Here is a 20,649-nt window from a genome sequence, read left to right as displayed (position 1 = left end):
GTAGGAGGGTGGTGGCCGCGGTGCGTGCGAACGGCGCGGGCCGTATGGGGTTGCTCGCGCCCCGCGGCGGAGCCGCTGTTGTCACAGCCCCGCGCCCCTCCGGGACGCGTTCAGCTGGGCCTTGCCATGGCCTTGACGAAGGCCCGCTCGACGTCGGCCGCGGACAGCACGCCGTAGATCTCGCCGGTCTCCTCGACCACCAGGTACTCGGTGGCCGGGTTGGCGCGCAGAGCGTCCAGGAGTTCCTCGCCGGACAGTTCGGCCGACAGGCGCATGCCGTCGGTGAGGTCCTGGGCGAGGGTGCTGACCGCCACCCAGGGGCGCCGGTGCTCGGGCACGCCGACGATGGCGGCCTCGCGGACCAGCGAGACGGGGGTGCCGTCGCCGTCGACGACGACCAGGGCGCGGGCCCCGGAGGCGTTGGCGCGGCGCAGCGCCTCGGAGAGCGGGGTGTCGGCCGGGACGGGGACGGCGCGCCTGGTGAGGGCGCGGGCGCGCAGCTCCGGGAGGTGTTCGCGCAGGCGGGCCATGCGCAGACTGTTCCCGGCGCCGGTCCAGATGATCGCGGCGAGGATCGCGGCGAGCAGGGCGTCCAGGACGGTGTCCATGCCGACGTCGTCCGCGGCGCCGGAACCGAGGGACTGGGTGAGCAGCGGCAGGCCGACCAGCACGGCGATGGCGAGGGCCCGGCCGACCCAGGCGGCGGCGATCGTGCCGTGCATCGGCTTGCCGGTGATCTTCCAGACGACGGCGCGGAGCATCCGGCCGCCGTCGAGGGGAAGGCCGGGCAGCAGGTTGAAGGCGGCCACGAGGAGGTTGGAGACCATCAGGCCGGCCAGCAGGACGCCGGGGACGCTGTCGGGCTCGACGGGCAGCAGGGCGGCGTAGAAGACGCCGGCGAGGACGAGGGAGAGCACGGGGCCGACGAAGGCCAGCACGAACTCGCGGCCGGGGGTCTCGGCCTCCTTCTCGATCTCGGAGACGCCGCCGAAGAACTGGAGCTGGATGCGGCGGACCGGGAGCTTGAAGCGGAGGGCGGCGACGGTGTGGGCCAGCTCGTGGACGAGGACGGAGGCGTAGAAGGCGACCGCGAAGAAGAGGGCGACCAGGTAGCGGGCGCCGCCCAGCCCGGGCAGCACGCGGTCGAGCTGACCGCCGAACACCCAGGTGATCAGGGCGGCGACCAGGAACCAGCTCGGCGCGACGTACACGGGCACGCCGAAGGGCCTGCCCATCAGCAGCCCGCCCCCGGGCTCCGGCTTCCGCTGCGGGGGCCGGCCGGGACCGGGGCCGACCTTGGTGTGGGCCTCGCGACCGTCAGGACTGCCCGCGCCGTTCACGGACGGCCCGGTGGACGGTTGGCCGGCGCCGTCCCCGCCCGGGGCCTGCCCGCCCTGCGCGTCGCCCGCGCCGGCGTGCTCGGGCACCGGGCGCCGCGGGGAGCCGACGGGGTCGGCCTCGCGGGACGGGGACGGCGAGTTCGGGGGCGGGGTCGGGGCCGGGGCGGGGTCCTGCGGGGTGTTCCGGGCGGGCTCGTTCGGTGCGGGCTCGTTCCGTGCGGTGGCTCCCGCGGTGTTCTTCCGTAGCGTCTCGGGACCCGGCGACGGGCGGCCCGGCGTCTCGGGATCCGGCGTCTCGGGATCCGGCGACGGACGGCCCGGCGTCTCGGGACCCTGCGACGGGCGGCCCGGCGTCTGCTCGGGCGGGCTGGAGTCCGCGGGGCCCGGCTGCGCGGGCTCGGCGGCCGGGGCCGTGGGTCCTGCCTGGGGCTCGGCCGACTCGTCGTTGCCGGACCGCGGCTGCCCGCTCCCGCCGCTCACGTCCACGGTGTCCCCTCGTTCGAAGCGTCTCCCGCGCCTGCCGGGCGAGAGGGTCTCGTGTCGATGGTATGCGTCCGTCGCGGACCGTTCCGCCCCGGCACCCCTGTCCTTCCCTTCCGTCGCACGGGTCACGGCCGCCGGCCGGGTCACTGTCAGTGGCGGGCCGTAAGGTCTGTGGGCATGGAGACGAGCATCGAGGATGTCGCGGAGGACGCCGGCGGACCCGCCCGACCGGCGGCGACGGTGGCGGACCACGGAGACGCGACGGTGGACCCGGCGGTGGACCCGGCGGTGGACCCGGCGGCGGCCGCCGTCCCCTCACCCGTGCCCGTGGCCATAGCGCCGGCCTCGCTCTCGCCCTCCCGGGCCGGCGACTTCATGCAGTGCCCGTTGCTGTACCGGTTCCGGGTCATCGACCGCCTGCCGGAGAAGCCGAGCGAGGCGGCGACGAGGGGCACCCTGGTGCACGCGGTGCTCGAGCGGCTCTTCGACGCCCCGGCGGCCGAGCGCACGGCACCGCAGGCGAAGGCGCTGGTCCCGGGCCAGTGGGACCGGCTGCGGGAGAGCAGGCCAGAGGTGGACGAGCTGTTCGCGGACGACCCGGAGGGCGAGCGGCTGGCTCGGTGGCTCGGCGAGGCGGAACAGCTCGTGGAGCGCTGGTTCACCCTGGAGGACCCGAGCCGGCTGGAGCCCGCCGAGCGCGAGCTGTTCGTCGAGGCCGAGCTGGAGTCCGGGCTGCGCCTGCGCGGCATCATCGACCGGGTCGACGTGGCACCCACCGGCGAGGTGCGGATCGTCGACTACAAGACGGGCAAGGCGCCCCGGCCGCAGTACGCGGAGGGCGCGCTGTTCCAGATGAAGTTCTACGCGCTGGTGGTGTGGCGGCTGAGGAAGGTCGTCCCGCGCCGCCTGCAACTCGTCTATCTCGGCAGCGGCGACGTGCTCACGTACGACCCGGTCCTCGCCGATCTGGAGCGGGTCGAGCGCAAGCTGCTGGCGCTGTGGGAGGCCATCCGGCTGGCGACCGAGACGGGCGACTGGCGGCCGCGTCCCACCAAGCTGTGCGGCTGGTGCGATCACCAGGCGCACTGCCCGGAGTTCGGCGGCACTCCCCCGCCCTATCCGCTGCCGGTGAGGGCGGCCGACTCCGGCGGCACCGAGCAGGGCAGAATGGGACCGGACTAGCGAAGGAGACTTACGTGGCCATCCGCGTCCTACTGGTCGACGACCAGCCGCTGCTGCGCACCGGCTTCCGGATGATTCTTGAGGCCGAGCAGGACATCGCTGTCGTCGGCGAGGCCGGAGACGGCCTCCAAGCACTCGACCAGGTGCGGGCCCTGCAGCCCGATGTGGTGCTGATGGACATCCGCATGCCGCGGATGGACGGTGTGGAGGCGACCCGGCAGATCACCGGGCCCGAGCGGGACGGCCCGGCGAAGGTGCTGGTGCTGACCACCTTCGACCTCGACGAGTACGTCGTGGAGGCGTTGAAGGCGGGCGCCAGCGGTTTCCTGCTGAAGGACGCCCCGGCCAACGAACTGGTGCAGGCGATCCGCGTGGTGGCGAGCGGCGAGGCGATGCTCGCGCCGAGCATCACCAGGCGGCTGCTCGACAAGTACGCCACCCACCTGCCGTCCGGCGACGAGCCGGTGCCGGACGCGCTGCACACGCTGACCGAGCGTGAGGTGGAGGTGCTGAAGCTGGTGGCCCGCGGCCTGTCCAACGCGGAGATCGCCGCCGACCTCTTCGTCAGTGAGACCACCGTGAAGACACACGTGGGTCATGTGCTGACCAAGCTGGGTCTGCGTGACCGGGTGCAGGCCGCGGTGTACGCGTACGAGAGCGGCCTGGTCCGCCCCGGCGCGCAGTAGACCGCTCGACACCCGTCCCGACGCGCGACACCGGCGCGTACGAAACCCGAAGGGCGCCCTCTTCCCGCGAGAAGAGGGCGCCCTTCGGTTCTGTCCGGCGGGACGTCAGCCGCTCACACCCCGGCCCAGCTCCCACAGCTGGAGCGTCGAGGAGGAGTTGAGCACGTAGGCCGTGCCCGTGACGTCGTCCCCGGCGGCGACGTACTGCTTGCCCTGCCACAGCGGGATCACCGGGACGTCGGTGGCGGTGATGTCCTGGATCTCGGTGAGGCTGTCCACGGCGGAGAGCCGGTCGGCCTCGCGACGGGACTCGGGGATCAGGGTGTTCCTGATCTCCGGGTTCGCGTACGGCGAGTTGAGGGTGTTGTCCTTGTCGAGGAACGGCGCGATGAAGCTGTCCGCGTCCGGGAAGTCGGGGAACCAGCCCATGCCGAAGACGTCGTACTCGCCCTTCAGCTCCGCCGGGCGGAACTTGTCCCAGGGCGTGCCCTTGATGTCGATGTCGAAGAGACCGCTGTCGTTCAGCTGCTTCTGGAGCTGCTCGAACTCCTGCTTGGTCGCGGCACCGTAGTGGTCCGTCGTGTAGTGCATGGTCAGCTTCACCGGCGTCTTGATGCCGGCGTCCTCCAGCATCCCCTTGGCCTTGTCCACGCTCGGGTCGCCGTACTTGTTGAAGAACGAGTTGGAGTGACCGGTGATGCTGGCCGGGACCATCGAGTACAGCGGCTCGGCCTGGGAGCCGTAGACCTCGGAGACGAGTTCGCTGCGGTTGATGAGCTGGGCCATCGCCTGGCGGACGGCCTTGTCCTTCACCGTCGGCGCGTCCGTGTTGAAGCCCAGGTAGCGGATCTCGAGGCCGGCCACCTCGATCAGGTCGACGTCGCCATCCGTGGCGTTGGAGAGCTTCCGGATCTGGTCCGGCGTCATCGCACGCGTCATCACGTCGATGTCACCCTTGTCGAGCGCGGCGCCCATGGCCTCGGCGTCGTCGAACGACACCATCTCGACCTTGTCGTTGTTCACCTTCAGGCTCCCCTTGTAGTCGGGGTTCTTGGTGAACACGGCCTTGGTCATCTCGTCGTTCTTGACCTCGGCCTTCATGGTGTACGGGCCGGAGCCGGTCAGCTCGAAGCCCTCGCGCAGCTTGCCCTTCTCGTAGTCGTCCGGGTTGACGATGCCCGCGACCGGGGTCGACAGCTTGAACGGGAAGGTGGCGTCGGCGGTGTTGAGGTGGAAGATGACCTCGCGGTCGCCCTGCGTCTCGACGGTGTCGACGGTCGACAGCAGGCCGTACACCTGGCTGTCGGCCTTGATGGACAGGGCACGCTCGATGGAGAACTTCACGTCCTCCGCGGTGACGGCGTCTCCGTTGGCGAACTTCAGGCCGTCGCGCAGGGTGCAGGCATAGCGCTCGTTGCCGGTATCGGTGAATCCGCACTTCTCGGCCGCCTCGGGTACGGGTTCACCGTCGCCGCGGGGCTGGATCATCAGGGTCTGCGTGGTCTGACGCAGGATGTTCCAGGAGCCGACATCGTAGGCGTACGCCGGGTCGAAGGGCGCGGGTGCCTCCTCCGAGGCGGTGAACCGGTCCGTGGTGCCGACGACGATCGCGTCCCCGCCACTGCCGCTGTCGGACCCGCCGCAGGCGGCGAGCACCGGCGCGAGCAGGCCGACGACGGCCGGCAGCACCAAAGTCTTGCGGTTCATGCTCGAGTTTCTCCAGAGCTGTCGGTCCGTGTATCCGGCATGCAGGGGTGTCGCGGCGGATCACGGGGGTAGTGGCCGATGTTCTCGCGACGAGATTAGTCCGCGCCCGCACGGGGGCTCGCAGCCACCGGAGTTGAGGACTCATCACAGAGCGAAACCGGTCGTGGACACACCGAAAACCCGACAGTGGAAGGATTAGTGCAGGGTTTCACCAATCAGGACACAAGGGCGCCTCGACAACGTTCGCCAGGCGCGAGCCAGCACACCTGCGCCACCCTGTCGACCCCTGACAACGTGGCGAACGTCACACATCAGCTTCTGCCGGCGAGTACCTGAATTCGGCCATCCGGAGCGGCGGAATTCCCCCGCCGGGCGCCCCCCGTGGTCTCCCGCGGATGTTCCGGGAATTGCCGCGTTAACGCCGCCCCACGCTGGGTGAACGCCTAGCGCATTTGTGTCATCAGACCGCGCAGAAATGTCAGGTCGACTTCTTCCAGCGAGTCGACCACCGTGCGGCGTACGGCCGGGGTGATGGGAGCGACGGAGGGAACGGCCACGACGTGGCAGCCGGCGGCCTCTGCGGCGGCGACCCCGGTCGCGGTGTCCTCGACGACGGCGCACCGGGCCGGGTCCACCCCGAGGCCGGCCGCGGCGGCCAGGTACGGGTCCGGGTGGGGCTTGGTGCGCGGCACCTCGTCGCCCGCGACGGTGAGGCCGAAGTGCTGGGGCCCCAGCGAGGTCAGCACGCGGTCGATGATGCGCCGGTGCGAGGCGGAGACCAGGGCCGTGGGGATCTCGTGCGCGGAGAGTTCCGCGAGCAGCCGGGCGGCTCCCGGCATGAGCGGCAGGGTACGGCCGATGCGCTTCTCGAAGCCGTCGTTGAGCAGCACGCTGAGTTCGGCGAGGGTGATGTCGGCCCCGGTGGCCTCGATCAGGAATCCAGCGCTGCGGCTCATGGGGCCGCCGACGACCACGTGGCGCCAGGAGTCGTCGAGGGTGTGGCCGAGGGAGGCGAAGACCTCGGCCTCGACGTCCCACCAGAAGCCCTCGGTGTCCACCAGGGTGCCGTCCATGTCGAGGAGCACTGCCTGGAGGGCTGAGCCTTCGGCCGTACGGGTTCCGAGCGCGGGGACCGTACTGGTCATCCACGTACCTCCTTGAAGGGACGATCAGGCCGGTTCCCACAAAGGGAACCGGCCTGCGGTGGACCGACCAGTGTACGTCGTGCGAGACAGGAACGCCTGGTGTGGCCGCCGAAGCGGCACGGAGGCGTCCCACGGCGCCTCAGCGGGCGTTGAAGTACTTCGCCTCCGGGTGGTGGATCACGATGGCGTCGGTGGACTGCTCGGGATGGAGCTGGAACTCCTCCGACAGGTGGACGCCGATGCGCTCCGGCTGGAGCAGGTCGGCGATCTTGGCGCGGTCCTCCAGGTCCGGACAGGCGCCGTAGCCGAGGGAGAAGCGGGCGCCCCGGTACTTCAGGGCGAACATGTCCTCCATCTCGGCGGGGTCCTCCCCGGCGAAACCGAGCTCGGAGCGGACGCGGGCGTGCCAGTACTCGGCGAGGGCCTCGGCGAGCTGTACGGACAGGCCGTGCAGTTCGAGGTAGTCGCGGTAGGCGTTGGCCTGGAACATCCGGGCCGTCTCCTCGCCGATCCGGGAGCCGACGGTGACGACCTGGAAGCCGACCACGTCGATCTCGCCGGACTCCTCCGGGCGGAAGAAGTCGGCCAGGCACAGGCGCCGGCCGCGCCGCTGGCGCGGGAACGTGAACCTGGTGCGCTCGTTGCCGGCCTCGTCGAGGACGATCAGGTCGTCGTCCTTGGAGACGCACGGGAAGTAGCCGTAGACCACGGCCGCTTCCAGCAGGTTCTCCGTCTGGAGCCGGTCCAGCAGCCCGCGCAGTCGCGGCCGGCCCTCGGACTCGACCAGTTCCTCGTACGAGGGTCCCTCGCCGGTCCTGGCCTGCTTCAGGCCCCACTGGCCCTTGAACAGGGCGCCCTCGTCGAGCCAGGACGCGTACTCCTTGAGCTGGATGCCCTTGACGACGCGCGTGCCCCGGAAGGGCGGCTCGGGGACCGGGTTGTCGGTGGCGACGTCGGAGCGGACATGGCCCTCCTCGGGACGCTCCTCGACCTCCACCGCGGCGGCGCGGACCCGGCGCTGGCGCAGTTCGGGCAGTTTCGCGCCGGGCACGCCGCGCTTGATGCCGATCAGGGCGTCCATCAGCCGCAGGCCCTCGAACGCGTCACGGGCGTAGCGGACCTCGCCGTCGTAGATCTCGTGGAGGTCCTGTTCGACGTAGGCGCGGGTGAGCGCGGCGCCGCCGAGGATGACGGGGTAGTCGGCGGCCAGCTTGCGCTGGTTGAGCTCCTCCAGGTTCTCCTTCATGATCACCGTGGACTTGACCAGGAGCCCGGACATCCCGATGACATCGGCACGGTGCTCACTGGCCGCCTCCAGGATCGCGGAGACCGGCTGCTTGATACCGAGGTTGACGACGTTGTAGCCGTTGTTGGACAGGATGATGTCGACGAGGTTCTTGCCGATGTCATGGACGTCGCCGCGGACGGTGGCCAGCACGATCGTGCCCTTGCCGTCGTCGTCGGTCTTCTCCATGTGCGGCTCCAGATGGGCCACCGCGGTCTTCATGACCTCCGCGGACTGGAGCACGAACGGCAGCTGCATCTGCCCGGAACCGAACAGCTCACCGACCACCTTCATGCCGTCCAGCAGCGTCTCGTTGACGATGTCCAACGCCGGACGCTGTGTCAGGGCTTCGTCCAGGTCGGCCTCCAGGCCGTTCTTCTCGCCGTCGATGATGCGGCGCTTGAGGCGCTCGTCCAGCGGCAGGGCGGCCAGCTCGTCGGCCTTGGAAGCCCGCAGCGACTTGGCCGTGGCACCCTCGAACAGCGCCATCAGCTTCTGCAGCGGGTCATAGCCCTCCCGGCGACGGTCGTAGATCAGGTCCAGGGCCGTGGTGACCTGCTCCTCGTCGAACCGCGCGATCGGCAGGATCTTCGAGGCGTGCACGATCGCCGAGTCCAGACCCGCCTTCACACACTCGTCCAGGAACACCGAGTTGAGCAGGATCCGGGCAGCCGGGTTCAGCCCGAACGAGATGTTCGACAGCCCCAGCGTGGTCTGCACGTCCGGGTGACGGCGCTTGAGCTCACGGATGCCCTCGATGGTGGCGACACCGTCACCCCGGGACTCCTCCTGACCGGTGCAGATCGTGAAGGTCAGACAGTCCACGAGGATGTCCGACTCGTGAATGCCCCAGTTCCCGGTCAGGTCGCCGATCAGCCGCTCGGCGATCTCGACCTTCTTCTGAGCGGTGCGGGCCTGGCCCACCTCGTCGATGGTCAGCGCGATCAGCGCCGCCCCGTGCTCCCGCGCCAGCCTGGTCACCTTCGCGAAACGGGACTCGGGGCCGTCGCCGTCCTCGTAGTTGACCGAGTTGATCACCGCCCGGCCGCCCAGCTTCTCCAGCCCGGCCCGGATGACGTCGACCTCGGTGGAGTCCAGGACGACCGGCAGCGTCGACGCGGTCGCGAACCGCCCGGCCAGCTCCTCCATGTCGGCGACCCCGTCGCGGCCGACGTAGTCCACACACAGGTCCAGCATGTGCGCGCCCTCACGGATCTGGTCCCGGGCCATCTCCACACAGTCGTCCCAGCGGCCCTCCAGCATCGCCTCACGGAACTTCTTCGACCCATTGGCGTTGGTCCGCTCACCGATCGCCAGGTAGGAGGTGTCCTGCCGGAACGGCACCGTCTGGTAGAGGGAGGCCGCGCCGGGTTCGGGACGTGGGTCGCGGGCGGTCGGCGTGGTCTCGCGGACTCGCTCCACCACCTGGCGCAGGTGCTCGGGCGTGGTGCCGCAGCAGCCGCCGACCAGGGACAGGCCGTACTCGCGCACGAACGTCTCCTGCGCGTCCGCCAGCTCCGGCGCGGTCAGCGGATAGTGCGCACCGTCCTTGCCCAGGACCGGCAGACCCGCGTTGGGCATGCACGACAGCGGAACACGCGAGTGCCGGGCGAGGTAGCGCAGGTGCTCGCTCATCTCCGCCGGACCGGTCGCGCAGTTCAGACCGATCATGTCGATACCCAGCGGCTCCAGCGCCGTCAGCGCCGCACCGATCTCCGAGCCCAGCAGCATCGTCCCGGTCGTCTCCACCGTCACCGAGCAGATCACCGGCACGTCCAGCCCCAGGGCGTCCAGCGCGCGCCGCGCACCCAGCACCGACGCCTTCGTCTGCAGCAGGTCCTGCGTCGTCTCCACCAGCAGCGCGTCCGCGCCGCCGGCGACCAGACCCTCCGCGTTGCGCTGATAGGCATCGCGCAGAACGGTGTACGGGGCATGGCCCAGGGTCGGCAGCTTCGTGCCCGGGCCCATGGAGCCCAGCACCCACCGCTGCCGGCCGTCCCGCGCGGCGAACTCGTCGGCCACCTCACGGGCCACCCGCGCACCCGCCTCCGACAACTCGTGCACACGCTCGGGAATGTCGTACTCCCCCAGCGCCGAGTGGTTCGCACCGAAGGTGTTCGTCTCCACACAGTCCACGCCGGCCGCGTAGTACTCCTCGTGCACCGAACGCACGATGTCGGGCCGGGTCAGATTCAGGATCTCGTTGCAGCCCTCCAACTGCTGGAAGTCGTCCAGCGTCGGGTTCTGCGCCTGCAACATGGTGCCCATCGCACCGTCGGCCACCACCACACGGGTGGCGAGTGCCTCGCGCAGGGCGGACGCACGGGTCCGGGTGTCGGCGGACGGGGTGGATGGCGACGAGGCCATGAAAGGGCTCCCTAGGATGCGACGGCTGTCGGCTTTGCGCTGCCCGGTGCCGTCCGCTGGGAACGTCCCGGGGGAGAACGCACGCCGCCAGGGTAGCCGGGACCGGGGGCTGATGGTCGGGGCGTCCACGAGACGGACGAGTATGGCGGGGCGGACGCCCGCCGACGGTGCCCGCCGAAGGGGTGAACATCCCGGCCCCGGGACGGGCCGGAAACGGGCCCGGGCCGGTCCGGAGACAGGCCGGGAACGGTCCGGGGGCGCTCCGGAAGCGGTCCGGAGACGCGCCCGGGGCGGTCCGGAGGCGGTCGATGGGCCGCTGATGGGCGGGCCGGGACGCAGGCCCGGCCCGCCAGGACGTGGCCGGAGTGCAACAGTTGCCCGCCGACCATTAGCGGGAGGTCGGCATCGACCGGTAGTGTTCGGCATTGCCGAACGACGTCAGCGACGCCGCGGTCGGCAGTCGAAGGGACGGAGGCAGTACGTCGATGGCACGGAACATCCAGTCGCTCGAACGGGCGGCCGCGATGCTGCGCCTGCTCGCGGGCGGCGAGCGGCGGCTCGGCCTGTCGGACATCGCCTCGTCGCTGGGCCTGGCCAAGGGCACCGCCCACGGCATCCTGCGCACCCTCCAGCAGGAGGGCTTCGTCGAGCAGGACGACACCTCCGGGCGCTACCAGCTGGGCGCCGAGCTGCTGCGCCTGGGCACCACCTACCTCGACGTGCACGAGCTGCGGGCACGCGCCCTGGTGTGGACGGACGACCTGGCGCGGTCCAGCGGTGAGAGCGTCCACCTCGGCGTCCTGCACCAGCAGGGCGTCCTGATCGTGCACCACGTCTTCCGGCCCGACGACAGCCGGCAGGTGCTGGAGATCGGGGCCATGCAGCCGCTGCACTCCACGGCACTGGGCAAGGTGCTGTCGGCCTACGACCCGGTCGCGCACAGCGAGGCCCTGGAGGCCGACCGCAAGGCGTACACGGACCGGACCGTCTGCGAGCCGGACAGGTTCGAGCACATCCTGGACATCACGCGCGCGCGTGGCTACGCGGCCGACGTCGAGGAGACCTGGGAGGGCATCGCCGCCATCGCCGCCCCGATCCACGACCGCAGGCGCATGCCGGTCGGCGCGGTCGGCATCACCGGGGCCGTGGAGCGGCTGTGCCGGGACGGCGAGCTGCGGCCCGAGCTGGTCGCGGCGGTACGGGACTGCGCCCGCGCGGTGTCGCGGGACCTGGGCGCCGGACGGTTCTAGGGCACGCGGGCACGAGTCGGAAAGCCGAAGGCCGGGACGCCGAACGCGTTCCGGCCTTCCGCGTTCCCCGGCAGCTCCCCGGCAGGACACGCCGCGCCCGAAGATCGATAGCCCACGACGATCAATAACGATCGTGCTTTCGATTACAGAGCTCTTGACGCATGCGCGACGCCGAAGCGAGACTCGCGTCCATCGGTCGGCATTGTCGAACACCTACCGGCAATACGCGTTAGAGTGTGACAACGCCAAGGGCCGCCATCGCTCTCACACCGAGGGCGCCGGAACACCCGGAGGGACCCGGGGTTCGGCTTCCCCTGGACGAAGGACAAAGGAGTCGCGGGTGTCCAGCTCCGACATCTTCATCGGCGAGACCATCGGTACCGCCATACTCATCCTGCTCGGCGGCGGGGTCGTCGCCGCCGTGACGCTCAAGGCCTCCAAGGCCCGCAACGCCGGCTGGCTCGCCATCGCCTTCGGCTGGGGCTTCGCCGTCATGACGGGGGCGTACATCTCGGGCCCGGTGTCCGGCGCCCACCTCAACCCCGCCGTGACGGTCGGCATCGCGATCAAGGACGGCGAGTGGGGCAACGTCCCCATCTACTTCGCCGGACAGATCCTCGGCGCCATGATCGGTGCGACCCTGGTCTGGGTCGCCTACTACGGCCAGTTCCAGGCTCACCTCACCGACCGGGAGATCGTCGGCGGTCCGGGCGCGCAGGACACCACGGCCAAGGCGGTCCAGGCCCAGGAGAAGGGCGCCGGCCCCGTGCTGGGCATCTTCTCCACCGGCCCAGAGGTGCGGAACGCGGCGCAGAACCTCGCGACGGAGATCATCGGCACCTTCGTCCTGCTGCTCGCCATCCTCACCCAGGGCCTGAACGACGAGGGCAACGGCCTCGGCGTCCTGGGCTACCTGATCACCGGATTCGTGGTGGTCTCGATCGGCCTGTCCCTCGGTGGACCGACCGGCTACGCGATCAACCCGGCCCGTGACCTCGGCCCGCGCATCGTGCACGCCCTGCTGCCCCTGCCCAACAAGGGCGGCTCCGACTGGTCCTACGCCTGGGTCCCGATCGTCGGTCCGCTGATCGGCGGTGCGCTCGCCGCAGGTGTCTACAACGTCGCGTTCGCCTGAGCGGGCTTCCGCTCGGCCATCATCGAGCCGCAGAACACGCGCCGTACGCACCGGCCACCACACCACGGAACCCCAGGAGCACACTGTGACCGACGCTCACACCGCAGGCCCCTTCATCGCCGCGATCGACCAGGGCACGACCTCTTCCCGCTGCATCGTCTTCGACCGCGACGGGCGCATCGTCTCCGTCGACCAGAAGGAGCACGAGCAGATCTTCCCCAAGCCGGGCTGGGTCGAGCACGACGCCACCGAGATCTGGACCAACGTCCAGGAGGTCGTCGCCGGGGCGGTCGAGAAGGCCGGCATCACCCGCGACGACATCAAGGCCATCGGCATCACCAACCAGCGCGAGACCACCCTCGTCTGGGACAAGAACACCGGTGAGCCCGTCCACAACGCCATCGTCTGGCAGGACACCCGCACCGACGCCCTCTGCCGGGAACTGGGCCGCAACGTCGGCCAGGACCGCTTCCGCCGCGAGACCGGCCTCCCCCTGGCCTCCTACTTCGCCGGCCCCAAGGCCCGCTGGCTGCTCGACAACGTCGACGGCCTGCGCGAGCGCGCCGAGGCGGGCGACCTGCTCTTCGGCACCATGGACACCTGGGTCATCTGGAACCTGACCGGCGGGGTGAACGGCGGCAAGCACGTCACCGACGTCACCAACGCCTCGCGCACCATGCTGATGAACCTGCACACCATGCAGTGGGACGAGAAGATCGCCGAGTCGATCGGCGTGCCGACGCAGATGCTCCCCGAGATCCGCTCCTCCGCCGAGGTCTACGGCGAGATCACCGGCGGCCGGCTGGGCGACCTGCTCGGCGGCATCCCGGTCGCCTCCGCGCTCGGCGACCAGCAGGCGGCCCTGTTCGGCCAGACCTGCTTCTCCGAGGGCGAGACCAAGTCGACGTACGGCACCGGCACCTTCATGGTGATGAACACCGGTGACAAGCTCATCAACTCCTACTCTGGCCTGCTGACCACGGTCGGCTACAAAATCGGCGACCAGGACACGGTCTACGCCCTGGAGGGCTCGATCGCCGTCACCGGTTCGCTGGTGCAGTGGATGCGCGACCAGATGGGCCTGATCTCCACCGCCGCCGAGATCGAGACCCTGGCGATGCAGGTCGAGGACAACGGCGGCGCCTACTTCGTACCGGCCTTCTCCGGCCTGTTCGCCCCGTACTGGCGCTCCGACGCCCGCGGTGTGATCGCCGGCCTCACCCGGTACGTCACCAAGGCGCACCTCGCGCGCGCCGTCCTGGAGGCCACCGCCTGGCAGACGCGGGAGATCGCGGACGCCATGACGAAGGACTCCGGTGTGGAGCTGACCGCCCTCAAGGTCGACGGCGGCATGACCTCCAACAACCTGCTGATGCAGACCCTCGCCGACTTCGTGGACGCCCCCGTGGTGCGCCCGATGGTCGCCGAGACCACCTGCCTCGGCGCCGCCTACGCCGCCGGTCTCGCCGTCGGCTTCTGGAACAGCACCGACGACCTGCGCGCCAACTGGCGGCGGGCCGCCGAGTGGACCCCCCGCATGGACGCGGAGATCCGCGACCGTGAGTACAAGAGCTGGCTCAAGGCCGTCGAGCGGACCATGGGCTGGCTCGAGGACGAGGAGTAAGAACCGCAATGACCACTCAGTCCACCCTGCAGTCCGTGCCTGCCCTGGGGACGCACCCGGCCTCCGGCTCGAACCCGAGCCGGGCCGAGACCCGGGAGCAGCTCTCCAAGGCGTCGTACGACCTTCTCGTGATCGGCGGCGGCATCCTGGGCATCTCCACCGCCTGGCACGCCGCGCAGTCCGGCCTCAGGGTGGCCGTGGTCGACGCCGGCGACTTCGCCGGTGCCACTTCCTCCGCCTCCTCCAAGCTGCTCCACGGCGGCCTGCGCTACCTGCAGACCGGCGCGGTGAAGCTGGTGGCGGAGAACCACTTCGAGCGCCGTGCGGTCTCCCGCCAGGTGGCCCCCCACCTGGCGAACCCGCTCACCTTCTACCTCCCCGTGTACAAGGGCGGGCCGCACGGCGCGGCGAAGCTCGGCGCCGGTGTCTTCGCGTACTCGGCGCTGTCCGCCTTCGGTGACGGCGTCGGCCACCTGCTCTCCCCGGCCAAGGCCGCGCAGGACGTGCCGGAGCTGCGCACCGACAACCTCAAGGCCGTGGCCGTGTACGGCGACGACCAGATGAACGACGCGCGCATGGCGCTGATGACCGTCCGCGCGGCGGTCGATTCGGGCGCGGTCGTCCTCAACCACGCCGAGGTCACCGGCCTGCGCTTCACCAAGGGCCGGGTGACCGGCGCCGAGCTGAAGGACCGGCTGACCGGCGACGAGTTCGGGGTCAGCGCACGCCTGGTGCTCAACGCCACCGGCCCCTGGGTCGACCACCTGCGCCGCATGGAGGACCCGAACGCGGCCCCGTCCATCCGCCTCTCCAAGGGCGCGCACCTGGTGCTCAAGCGCACCGCGCCGTGGAAGGCCGCGCTGGCCACCCCGATCGACAAGTACCGGATCACCTTCGCCCTCCCCTGGGAGGACATGCTGCTGCTCGGCACGACCGACGAGGAGTTCGAGGGCGACCCGGGGGACGTCGCGGTCAACGACAAGGACATAGCGCAGATCCTCGACGAGGCCGCGTTCTCCATCCGCGACCAGCAGCTCGACCGGGACCTGATCACGTACTCCTTCGCGGGTCTGCGCGTGCTGCCGGGCGGTCCCGGTGACACGGCGAAGGCCAAGCGCGAGACGGTCGTCAGCGAGGGCCGGGGCGGCATGCTGTCCGTCGCGGGCGGCAAGTGGACCACCTTCCGCCACATCGGCCGTACGGTCATGAAGAAGCTGGAGGCGCTGCCGGGCCACCCGCTGGGCGACGACTTCGAGCCGATCGCCTCGCTGCCGAAGAAGCTGCCGCTGCCCGGCGTGGCCAACCCGCGCGCGGTCGCGCACCGGCTGCTGGTGGACGGCCCGGCGCCCGGCCCGCGCATGGCGGCGGACACCGCCCGGCACCTGGCCACGCACTACGGCTCGCTGGCCTTCGACATCGCCCGCCTGGCCAACGACAACCCGGAGCTGGCCGAGCGGGTCCACCCCGACGCCCCGGAGATCTGGGCGCAGGTCGTGTGGGCCCGGGACAACGAGTGGGCCGAGACGCAGGACGACGTGCTGCGCCGGCGGACCACGCTGACGATCCGCGGCCTGGCCACGGACGACGTCCGCGCGAAGGTCCAGGACCTGCTCGACAAGAAGTAGGACCTGGCCACCCGCTGCGTGAGGCGGCGGCTCCGCGCCGATGGAGCCGCCGCCTCACGCGTGCGCGTCGCACGCCGCGCCGCCCTTCATAATGTCGAGAGACATCGGATGTCTGAGCGGCATCCCGGAGATACAGGGAGGTCGGCCGTGGCGGTCACCGACGAGGCGATCGAGAAGATCAAGGGCATGATCGTCTCCGGCGCGCTGCGGCCCGGCGACCGGCTTCCCAAGGAGAGCGAGCTCGCCGCCGGCCTGGGGCTGTCCCGCAACTCCCTGCGCGAGGCCGTGCGCGCCCTGTCCCTGATCCGGATCCTGGACGTGCGGCAGGGCGACGGCACCTACGTCAGCAGCCTGGATCCGCAGCTCCTGCTGGAGGCCATCGGTTTCGTCGTCGACTTCCACCGCGACGACACGGTGCTGGAGTTCCTCGCCGTGCGCCGCATCCTGGAGCCGGCCGCGACCGCGATGGCGGCCTCCCGGATCACCGACCGGGTGCTGGACGAGCTGGAGGGCGGGCTGGACGCCCTCGGCGCCGAGCCGTCGGTGGAGGAACTGGTCGCCTGCGACCTGGAGTTCCACCGGGGCATCGTCGGAGCCTCGGGCAACTCGGTGCTCTGCTCCCTCCTGGACGGTCTGTCCGGGCCCACCACCCGGGCCCGCGTCTGGCGCGGGCTCACCCAGGAGGACGCGGTCAGCCGCACCCTGTACGAGCACCGCGCGATCCTCGGCGCGCTGCGCGGCCGGGACGCGGAGGCGGCGCGTTCCTGGGCGACGGTGCACATCGCGTCCGTGGAGCAGTGGCTGCGCTCCACCCTCTGACCCGGCTCCGATCCGGCCTTGGCGGCGGGTGTCCGGCCGCCGGGAACGGGGCAGTGATGCGTTCACTCCCCCGTGCAAGGGGGCTGCGGGCGGTCCCTCGGCACGCCGTAAGGTTGGGGGGTACGCGAGGGCACGTCGGAAGGAGGCGCTGGGTGATCGAGCTCGAGGGGGTTCCCGAGCTGGTCGACCCGGTCATGGTGGCCGCGTTCGAAGGCTGGAACGACGCCGGCGACGCCGCCTCCACCGCGGTCGCGCATCTCGACAGGGAGTGGAAGGGCGAGGTGTTCGCGGCGCTGGACGCCGAGGACTACTACGACTTCCAGGTCAACCGCCCCACGGTGTTCATGGAAGCCGGCGTCCGCAAGATCACGTGGCCGACGACGAGACTCTCGGTGGTCCGGGTCGGCGGCGACAAACCACGCGACCTGGTCCTCGTCCGCGGCATCGAACCGTCCATGCGCTGGCGGTCGTTCTGCAACGAGCTGCTGGGCTTCGCCCACGAGCTGGGCGTCGAGCTGGTGGTCGTCCTGGGCGCCCTGCTGGGCGACACGCCGCACACCCGTCCGGTCCCGATCAGCGGAACCACGTCGGACGCCGACCTGGCCCGGCGCATGGACCTGGAGGAGACCAAGTACGAGGGTCCCACGGGCATCGTCGGCATCCTCCAGGAGGCGTGCACGCACGCGGGCGTACCGGCCGTGTCGCTGTGGGCCGCGGTGCCGCACTACGTGTCGCAGCCGCCGAACCCGAAGGCCACGCTGGCCCTGCTGAACCGGCTGGAGGACCTGATCGACGTGCGCATCCCGCTGGGCGAGCTGCCCGAGGACGCGCGTGCCTGGCAGGTGGGTGTGGACCAGCTGGCCGCCGAGGACAGCGAGGTCGCCGAGTACGTCCAGTCGCTGGAGGAGGCCCGGGACACCGCGGAGCTGCCGGAGGCGTCGGGCGAGGCGATCGCCCGCGAGTTCGAGCGGTATCTGCGGCGCCGGGACGGCTCCGGACCGGGCGGGCCGGGCGGCCACGCCACTGCGGACGGCGGCGACGGCACCTCCGGGACGCCGTATCTGCGGGACAATCCCAGCGGCCGTACGCGTCCGCCGAGGCCGCCGAAGACGAGCGGGGACGACGAGGAGTCGTCGGAGGACTGAGCGAACGGCAGCAGGGGCGCTTCCCGCCGGGAAGCGCCCCTGCTTTCGTCTGTGCACCTGCTGATTCGGTATGTGCGCCCGCTTACAGCGCCACGCCCAGCAGCGCGTCGACCGCGCGGGAGACGACGCCGGGCGCGCCGATGTCCGTGCCGCCGCTCTCCTGCTGGAGCGCGGCCCAGCGATCGACGGCGTCGAGCGCGGCCGGGGAGTCCAGGTCGTTCGCGAGGGCCTCGCGGATCTCCTCGACGAGCGCCTCGGCGGGCGGGCCGTCGGGCCGGGAGACGGCGGCGCGCCAGCGCTCCACCCGGGCGAGCGCGTCCTGAAGCACCTGGTCCGTCCACTCCCAGTCGGAGCGGTAGTGGTGGGCGAGCAGCGTGAGCCGGATGGCGGCCGGGTCGACACCCTCGCGGCGCAGCTGCGAGACGAAGACCAGGTTGCCCTTGGACTTGGACATCTTCTCGCCGTCGAGACCGACCATGCCGGCGTGCACGTACGCCTTGGCCATGGGGAACTCGCCGGTGAGCGCCTGAGCGTGCGAGGCGCCCATCTCGTGGTGCGGGAAGGCCAGGTCGGAGCCGCCGCCCTGGACGTCGAAGCCCATGCCGAGGTGGTCGAGGGCGATGGCGACGCACTCGATGTGCCAGCCGGGGCGCCCGCGGCCGAGCGAGCCGCCGTCCCAGCTGGGCTCGCCCTCGCGAGCGGCCATCCACAGCATCGGGTCGAGCGGGTTCTTCTTGCCCGGCCGGTCCGGGTCGCCGCCGCGCTCGGCGGAGAGCAGCCGCATGGCGGCGGCGTCGAGGTGGGAGACGCCGCCGAAGTGGGGGTCGGACTCGACGGAGAAGTAGGTGTCGCCCTCCAGCTCGTACGCCGCGCCCGCGTCCCGCAGCCGCTCGACGAGCGGGACGATGCCGGGTATGGCCTCCACGGCGCCTATGTAGTGCCGCGGCGGCAGCATCCGCAGCGCCGTCATGTCCTCGCGGAAGAGGACGGTCTCCTTCTCGGCGAGGGCGGTCCAGTCGACGCCGTCGCGCACGGCCCGCTCCAGCAGTGGGTCGTCGACGTCGGTGACGTTCTGGACGTAGTGAACCTGCCGCTTGTTGTCGAGCCACACGCGCTGTACGAGGTCGAACGCGTTGTAGGTCGCCGCGTGCCCCATGTGGGTGGCGTCGTACGGCGTGATGCCGCAGACATAGATGCGGGCGACGGGACCGGGGTCGAGAGTGACCAGGCCGCCGGTCGCGGTGTCGTGGATCCTCAGGTCGCGACCCTGACCAGGCAGGGCGGGGACCTCGGAAGCGGGCCAGGCATGCATGTCATGAGCGTAACCGGACGGGTGTTCCGTACACGAACCGGACCGGGCCGGATGGCCGGTTAGGCGCTCTTGCGCGAAACCGGCCGTTGTGCGGTGGGGGCGGTACCGGCTCGCTAGACCGGCGGCCAGGGGATGGCCGGCCACTCGCCGCTCGGCTCCGGGTGCTTCCCGGAGGCCAGCAGCGCGTCGACACGCGCGCGCGTGGCGTCGAGTTCGGCGGGGGTGATCAGCGCGCCGAGCCGGATCGCCAGGGTCCCGCCGTCCTTCAGGGCTTCTCCGAGGGCGTCGAGCACCGCCAGGGCCTCCCCGGTGAGCGGGTCCCCCGCCCAGCCCCACAGCAGGGTGCGCAGCTTGTTCTCGGCGTGGAAGGTCACCCCGTGGTCGATGCCGAACAGCCGTTCCCCGTTCGCGGGCAGCAGATGGCCGCCCTTGCGGTCGGCATTGTTGAGTACGGCGTCCAGCACGGCGAGCCGGCGCAGCCGCTCGTCGTCGGCGTGCACGAGCAGCGCGGTACGGCCCTCGCCGACCTCGGCGAGGGCGATCGCCTTCCAGCCGGGTCCGGGCTCCTCGTCCTCCACCAGGGCCAGCAGCTCCGTCTCCGGCACCGCCTCGATCCACAGCTGGCACATGCCCTCGCCGTACGGACCGTCGCGCAGCACGGTGGGCGGCACGAGCCCCCAGCCGGTCGCCTCGGAGACCTCGTACGCGGCGACCTCGCGCTGGGCGAGGCTGCCGTCGGGGAAGTCCCACAGGGGCCGCTCCCCGGCGACCGGCTTGTAGATGCAGGCCGCCTCGCGTCCCTCGTGCGTCACCGTGCAGTACAGCGCCGCGTTGGAGGCGTCACGGATGCGTCCGCGCACGGTCAGCTCGCCCCGGGCGAGCAACTCGGCGGCCGCCGCGTCGGTGGTCACGCTCCGCGGCGGTATCCGTTCTGGCGCGGACATACGTGTCCTTCCGGGTCGAGCGGGAGGCTGCACAGCGGGCACGGCGGCCGCCCGGCGTTGACGACGTCGAGGGCGCGCTTGGCGAAGGCCCTGGCCTGCGCGCCGGTGAGGCGGACCCGGAGCATCGGGGGGCCGTTCTCCTCGTCCTGGAGCAGCCGCTCCTCGGCCTCCGCCAGGTCCTCCTCGGACTCGGCGTCCAGCTCCACGAGGGCCTGCGCCTCGACGATCATGCGCTGGTCCTCACCGTCCCAGGCCAGCGCCATGGTGCCGACCCGGAACTCCTCCTCGACGGGGGTGTCCAGCGGGGCGGTGTCGGCGGGTTCCGTGGGCGCCATGGCGGGGACGACGGTGCTGCCGCCGCTGCGCCGTACGACCTCGTCGAGGAGTTCGTCCATGCGCTCGGCGAGAGCGGCGACCTGGGTCTTCTCCAGGGCCACGCTGGTCACCCGGGAGCCTGCGGTGGCCTGGAGGAAGAACGTACGGCGCCCGGGCAGCCCGACCGTACCGGCCACAAAACGTTCCGGTTGGTCGTAGAGGAACACCTGACGGGACACGTCCTGTCTCCATGGAAGTCGGGGGAAGGTAAGCGGGGGCACTGCT

The 20,649-nt window shown here is 71.1% G+C and carries 15 protein-coding genes; 8 read left to right on the top strand and 7 right to left on the bottom strand.

The genetic code is table 11. The features are described 5' to 3' along the window. Positions 1 to 110: 110 nt before the first annotated feature. Complete coding sequence (locus RI578_RS31255) at positions 111 to 1,826, bottom strand: site-2 protease family protein (protein ID WP_310874194.1); 1,716 nt, start codon at positions 1,824 to 1,826, stop codon at positions 111 to 113. A gap of 174 nt (positions 1,827 to 2,000) precedes the next feature. On the opposite strand from RI578_RS31255, the gene RI578_RS31250 reads away from it, so the two are divergent. Further along, the gene (locus tag RI578_RS31250; protein WP_310874193.1) at positions 2,001 to 3,005 is read left to right on the top strand and encodes a RecB family exonuclease; all 1,005 of its coding nucleotides are present in this window, start codon (positions 2,001 to 2,003) and stop codon (positions 3,003 to 3,005) included. Between the two features lie 14 nt (positions 3,006 to 3,019). Further along, positions 3,020 to 3,691 (top strand): response regulator transcription factor, encoded by a 672-nt coding sequence (locus RI578_RS31245; RefSeq protein WP_121746033.1) that lies wholly within the window; start codon positions 3,020 to 3,022, stop codon positions 3,689 to 3,691. Between the two features lie 105 nt (positions 3,692 to 3,796). Here RI578_RS31245 and RI578_RS31240 read toward each other — a convergent pair whose 3' ends face one another. From RI578_RS31240 to metH, 3 genes are all read right to left on the bottom strand, one after another. Next, the gene (locus tag RI578_RS31240; protein WP_310874192.1) at positions 3,797 to 5,398 is read right to left on the bottom strand and encodes an ABC transporter substrate-binding protein; all 1,602 of its coding nucleotides are present in this window, start codon (positions 5,396 to 5,398) and stop codon (positions 3,797 to 3,799) included. A 443-nt stretch (positions 5,399 to 5,841) separates the two neighbouring features. Continuing rightward, complete coding sequence (locus RI578_RS31235) at positions 5,842 to 6,543, bottom strand: HAD family phosphatase (protein ID WP_310874191.1); 702 nt, start codon at positions 6,541 to 6,543, stop codon at positions 5,842 to 5,844. A 139-nt stretch (positions 6,544 to 6,682) separates the two neighbouring features. Beyond that, positions 6,683 to 10,195 carry a methionine synthase gene (metH, locus tag RI578_RS31230; RefSeq protein WP_310874190.1) on the bottom strand — a complete coding sequence of 1,171 codons (3,513 nt, stop codon included), beginning with the start codon at positions 10,193 to 10,195 and terminating at the stop codon, positions 6,683 to 6,685. A 485-nt stretch (positions 10,196 to 10,680) separates the two neighbouring features. Here metH and RI578_RS31225 point away from each other — a divergent pair, with 485 nt between their 5' ends. The 6 genes from RI578_RS31225 (at position 10,681) to parJ (ending at position 17,793) form a co-directional block, all read left to right on the top strand. Beyond that, on the top strand, positions 10,681 to 11,445 hold the full coding sequence (locus RI578_RS31225; RefSeq protein WP_310874189.1) for an IclR family transcriptional regulator: 765 nt from the start codon (positions 10,681 to 10,683) through the stop codon (positions 11,443 to 11,445). A gap of 340 nt (positions 11,446 to 11,785) precedes the next feature. Next, complete coding sequence (locus RI578_RS31220; RefSeq protein ID WP_310874188.1) at positions 11,786 to 12,580, top strand: MIP/aquaporin family protein; 795 nt, start codon at positions 11,786 to 11,788, stop codon at positions 12,578 to 12,580. 85 nt (positions 12,581 to 12,665) lie between these two features. Continuing rightward, positions 12,666 to 14,204: a glycerol kinase GlpK gene (glpK, locus tag RI578_RS31215; RefSeq protein WP_310874187.1), complete on the top strand. Its 1,539-nt coding sequence runs from the start codon at positions 12,666 to 12,668 to the stop codon at positions 14,202 to 14,204. Positions 14,205 to 14,212: 8 nt separating this feature from the next. Next, positions 14,213 to 15,829 (top strand): glycerol-3-phosphate dehydrogenase/oxidase, encoded by a 1,617-nt coding sequence (locus RI578_RS31210; RefSeq protein WP_310874186.1) that lies wholly within the window; start codon positions 14,213 to 14,215, stop codon positions 15,827 to 15,829. Between the two features lie 147 nt (positions 15,830 to 15,976). Continuing rightward, positions 15,977 to 16,648, top strand: coding sequence for a FadR/GntR family transcriptional regulator (locus tag RI578_RS31205; protein WP_310874185.1), 672 nt, complete (start codon positions 15,977 to 15,979; stop codon positions 16,646 to 16,648). 152 nt (positions 16,649 to 16,800) lie between these two features. After that, positions 16,801 to 17,793: a filament polymerization regulator ParJ gene (gene parJ, locus RI578_RS31200; RefSeq protein ID WP_310874184.1), complete on the top strand. Its 993-nt coding sequence runs from the start codon at positions 16,801 to 16,803 to the stop codon at positions 17,791 to 17,793. 82 nt (positions 17,794 to 17,875) lie between these two features. On the opposite strand, the gene mshC is transcribed toward parJ, so the two are convergent. From mshC to RI578_RS31185, 3 genes are all read right to left on the bottom strand, one after another. After that, a complete protein-coding gene (gene mshC, locus RI578_RS31195; protein WP_310874183.1) occupies positions 17,876 to 19,105 on the bottom strand; it encodes a cysteine--1-D-myo-inosityl 2-amino-2-deoxy-alpha-D-glucopyranoside ligase in 1,230 nt (409 codons plus the stop codon). A 113-nt stretch (positions 19,106 to 19,218) separates the two neighbouring features. Next, complete coding sequence (locus RI578_RS31190) at positions 19,219 to 20,049, bottom strand: SCO1664 family protein (RefSeq protein ID WP_310874182.1); 831 nt, start codon at positions 20,047 to 20,049, stop codon at positions 19,219 to 19,221. Then, positions 20,013 to 20,603, bottom strand: coding sequence for a DUF3090 domain-containing protein (locus RI578_RS31185; RefSeq protein ID WP_121746046.1), 591 nt, complete (start codon positions 20,601 to 20,603; stop codon positions 20,013 to 20,015). Before RI578_RS31185 ends, RI578_RS31190 begins: the two co-directional genes overlap by 37 nt. Between the last annotated feature and the right edge of the window lie 46 nt (positions 20,604 to 20,649).

This window comes from Streptomyces sp. BB1-1-1, assembly GCF_031597775.1.
Taxonomy (GTDB): domain Bacteria; phylum Actinomycetota; class Actinomycetes; order Streptomycetales; family Streptomycetaceae; genus Streptomyces; species Streptomyces thinghirensis.
This window is presented reverse-complemented; position numbering and strand designations above follow the sequence as displayed.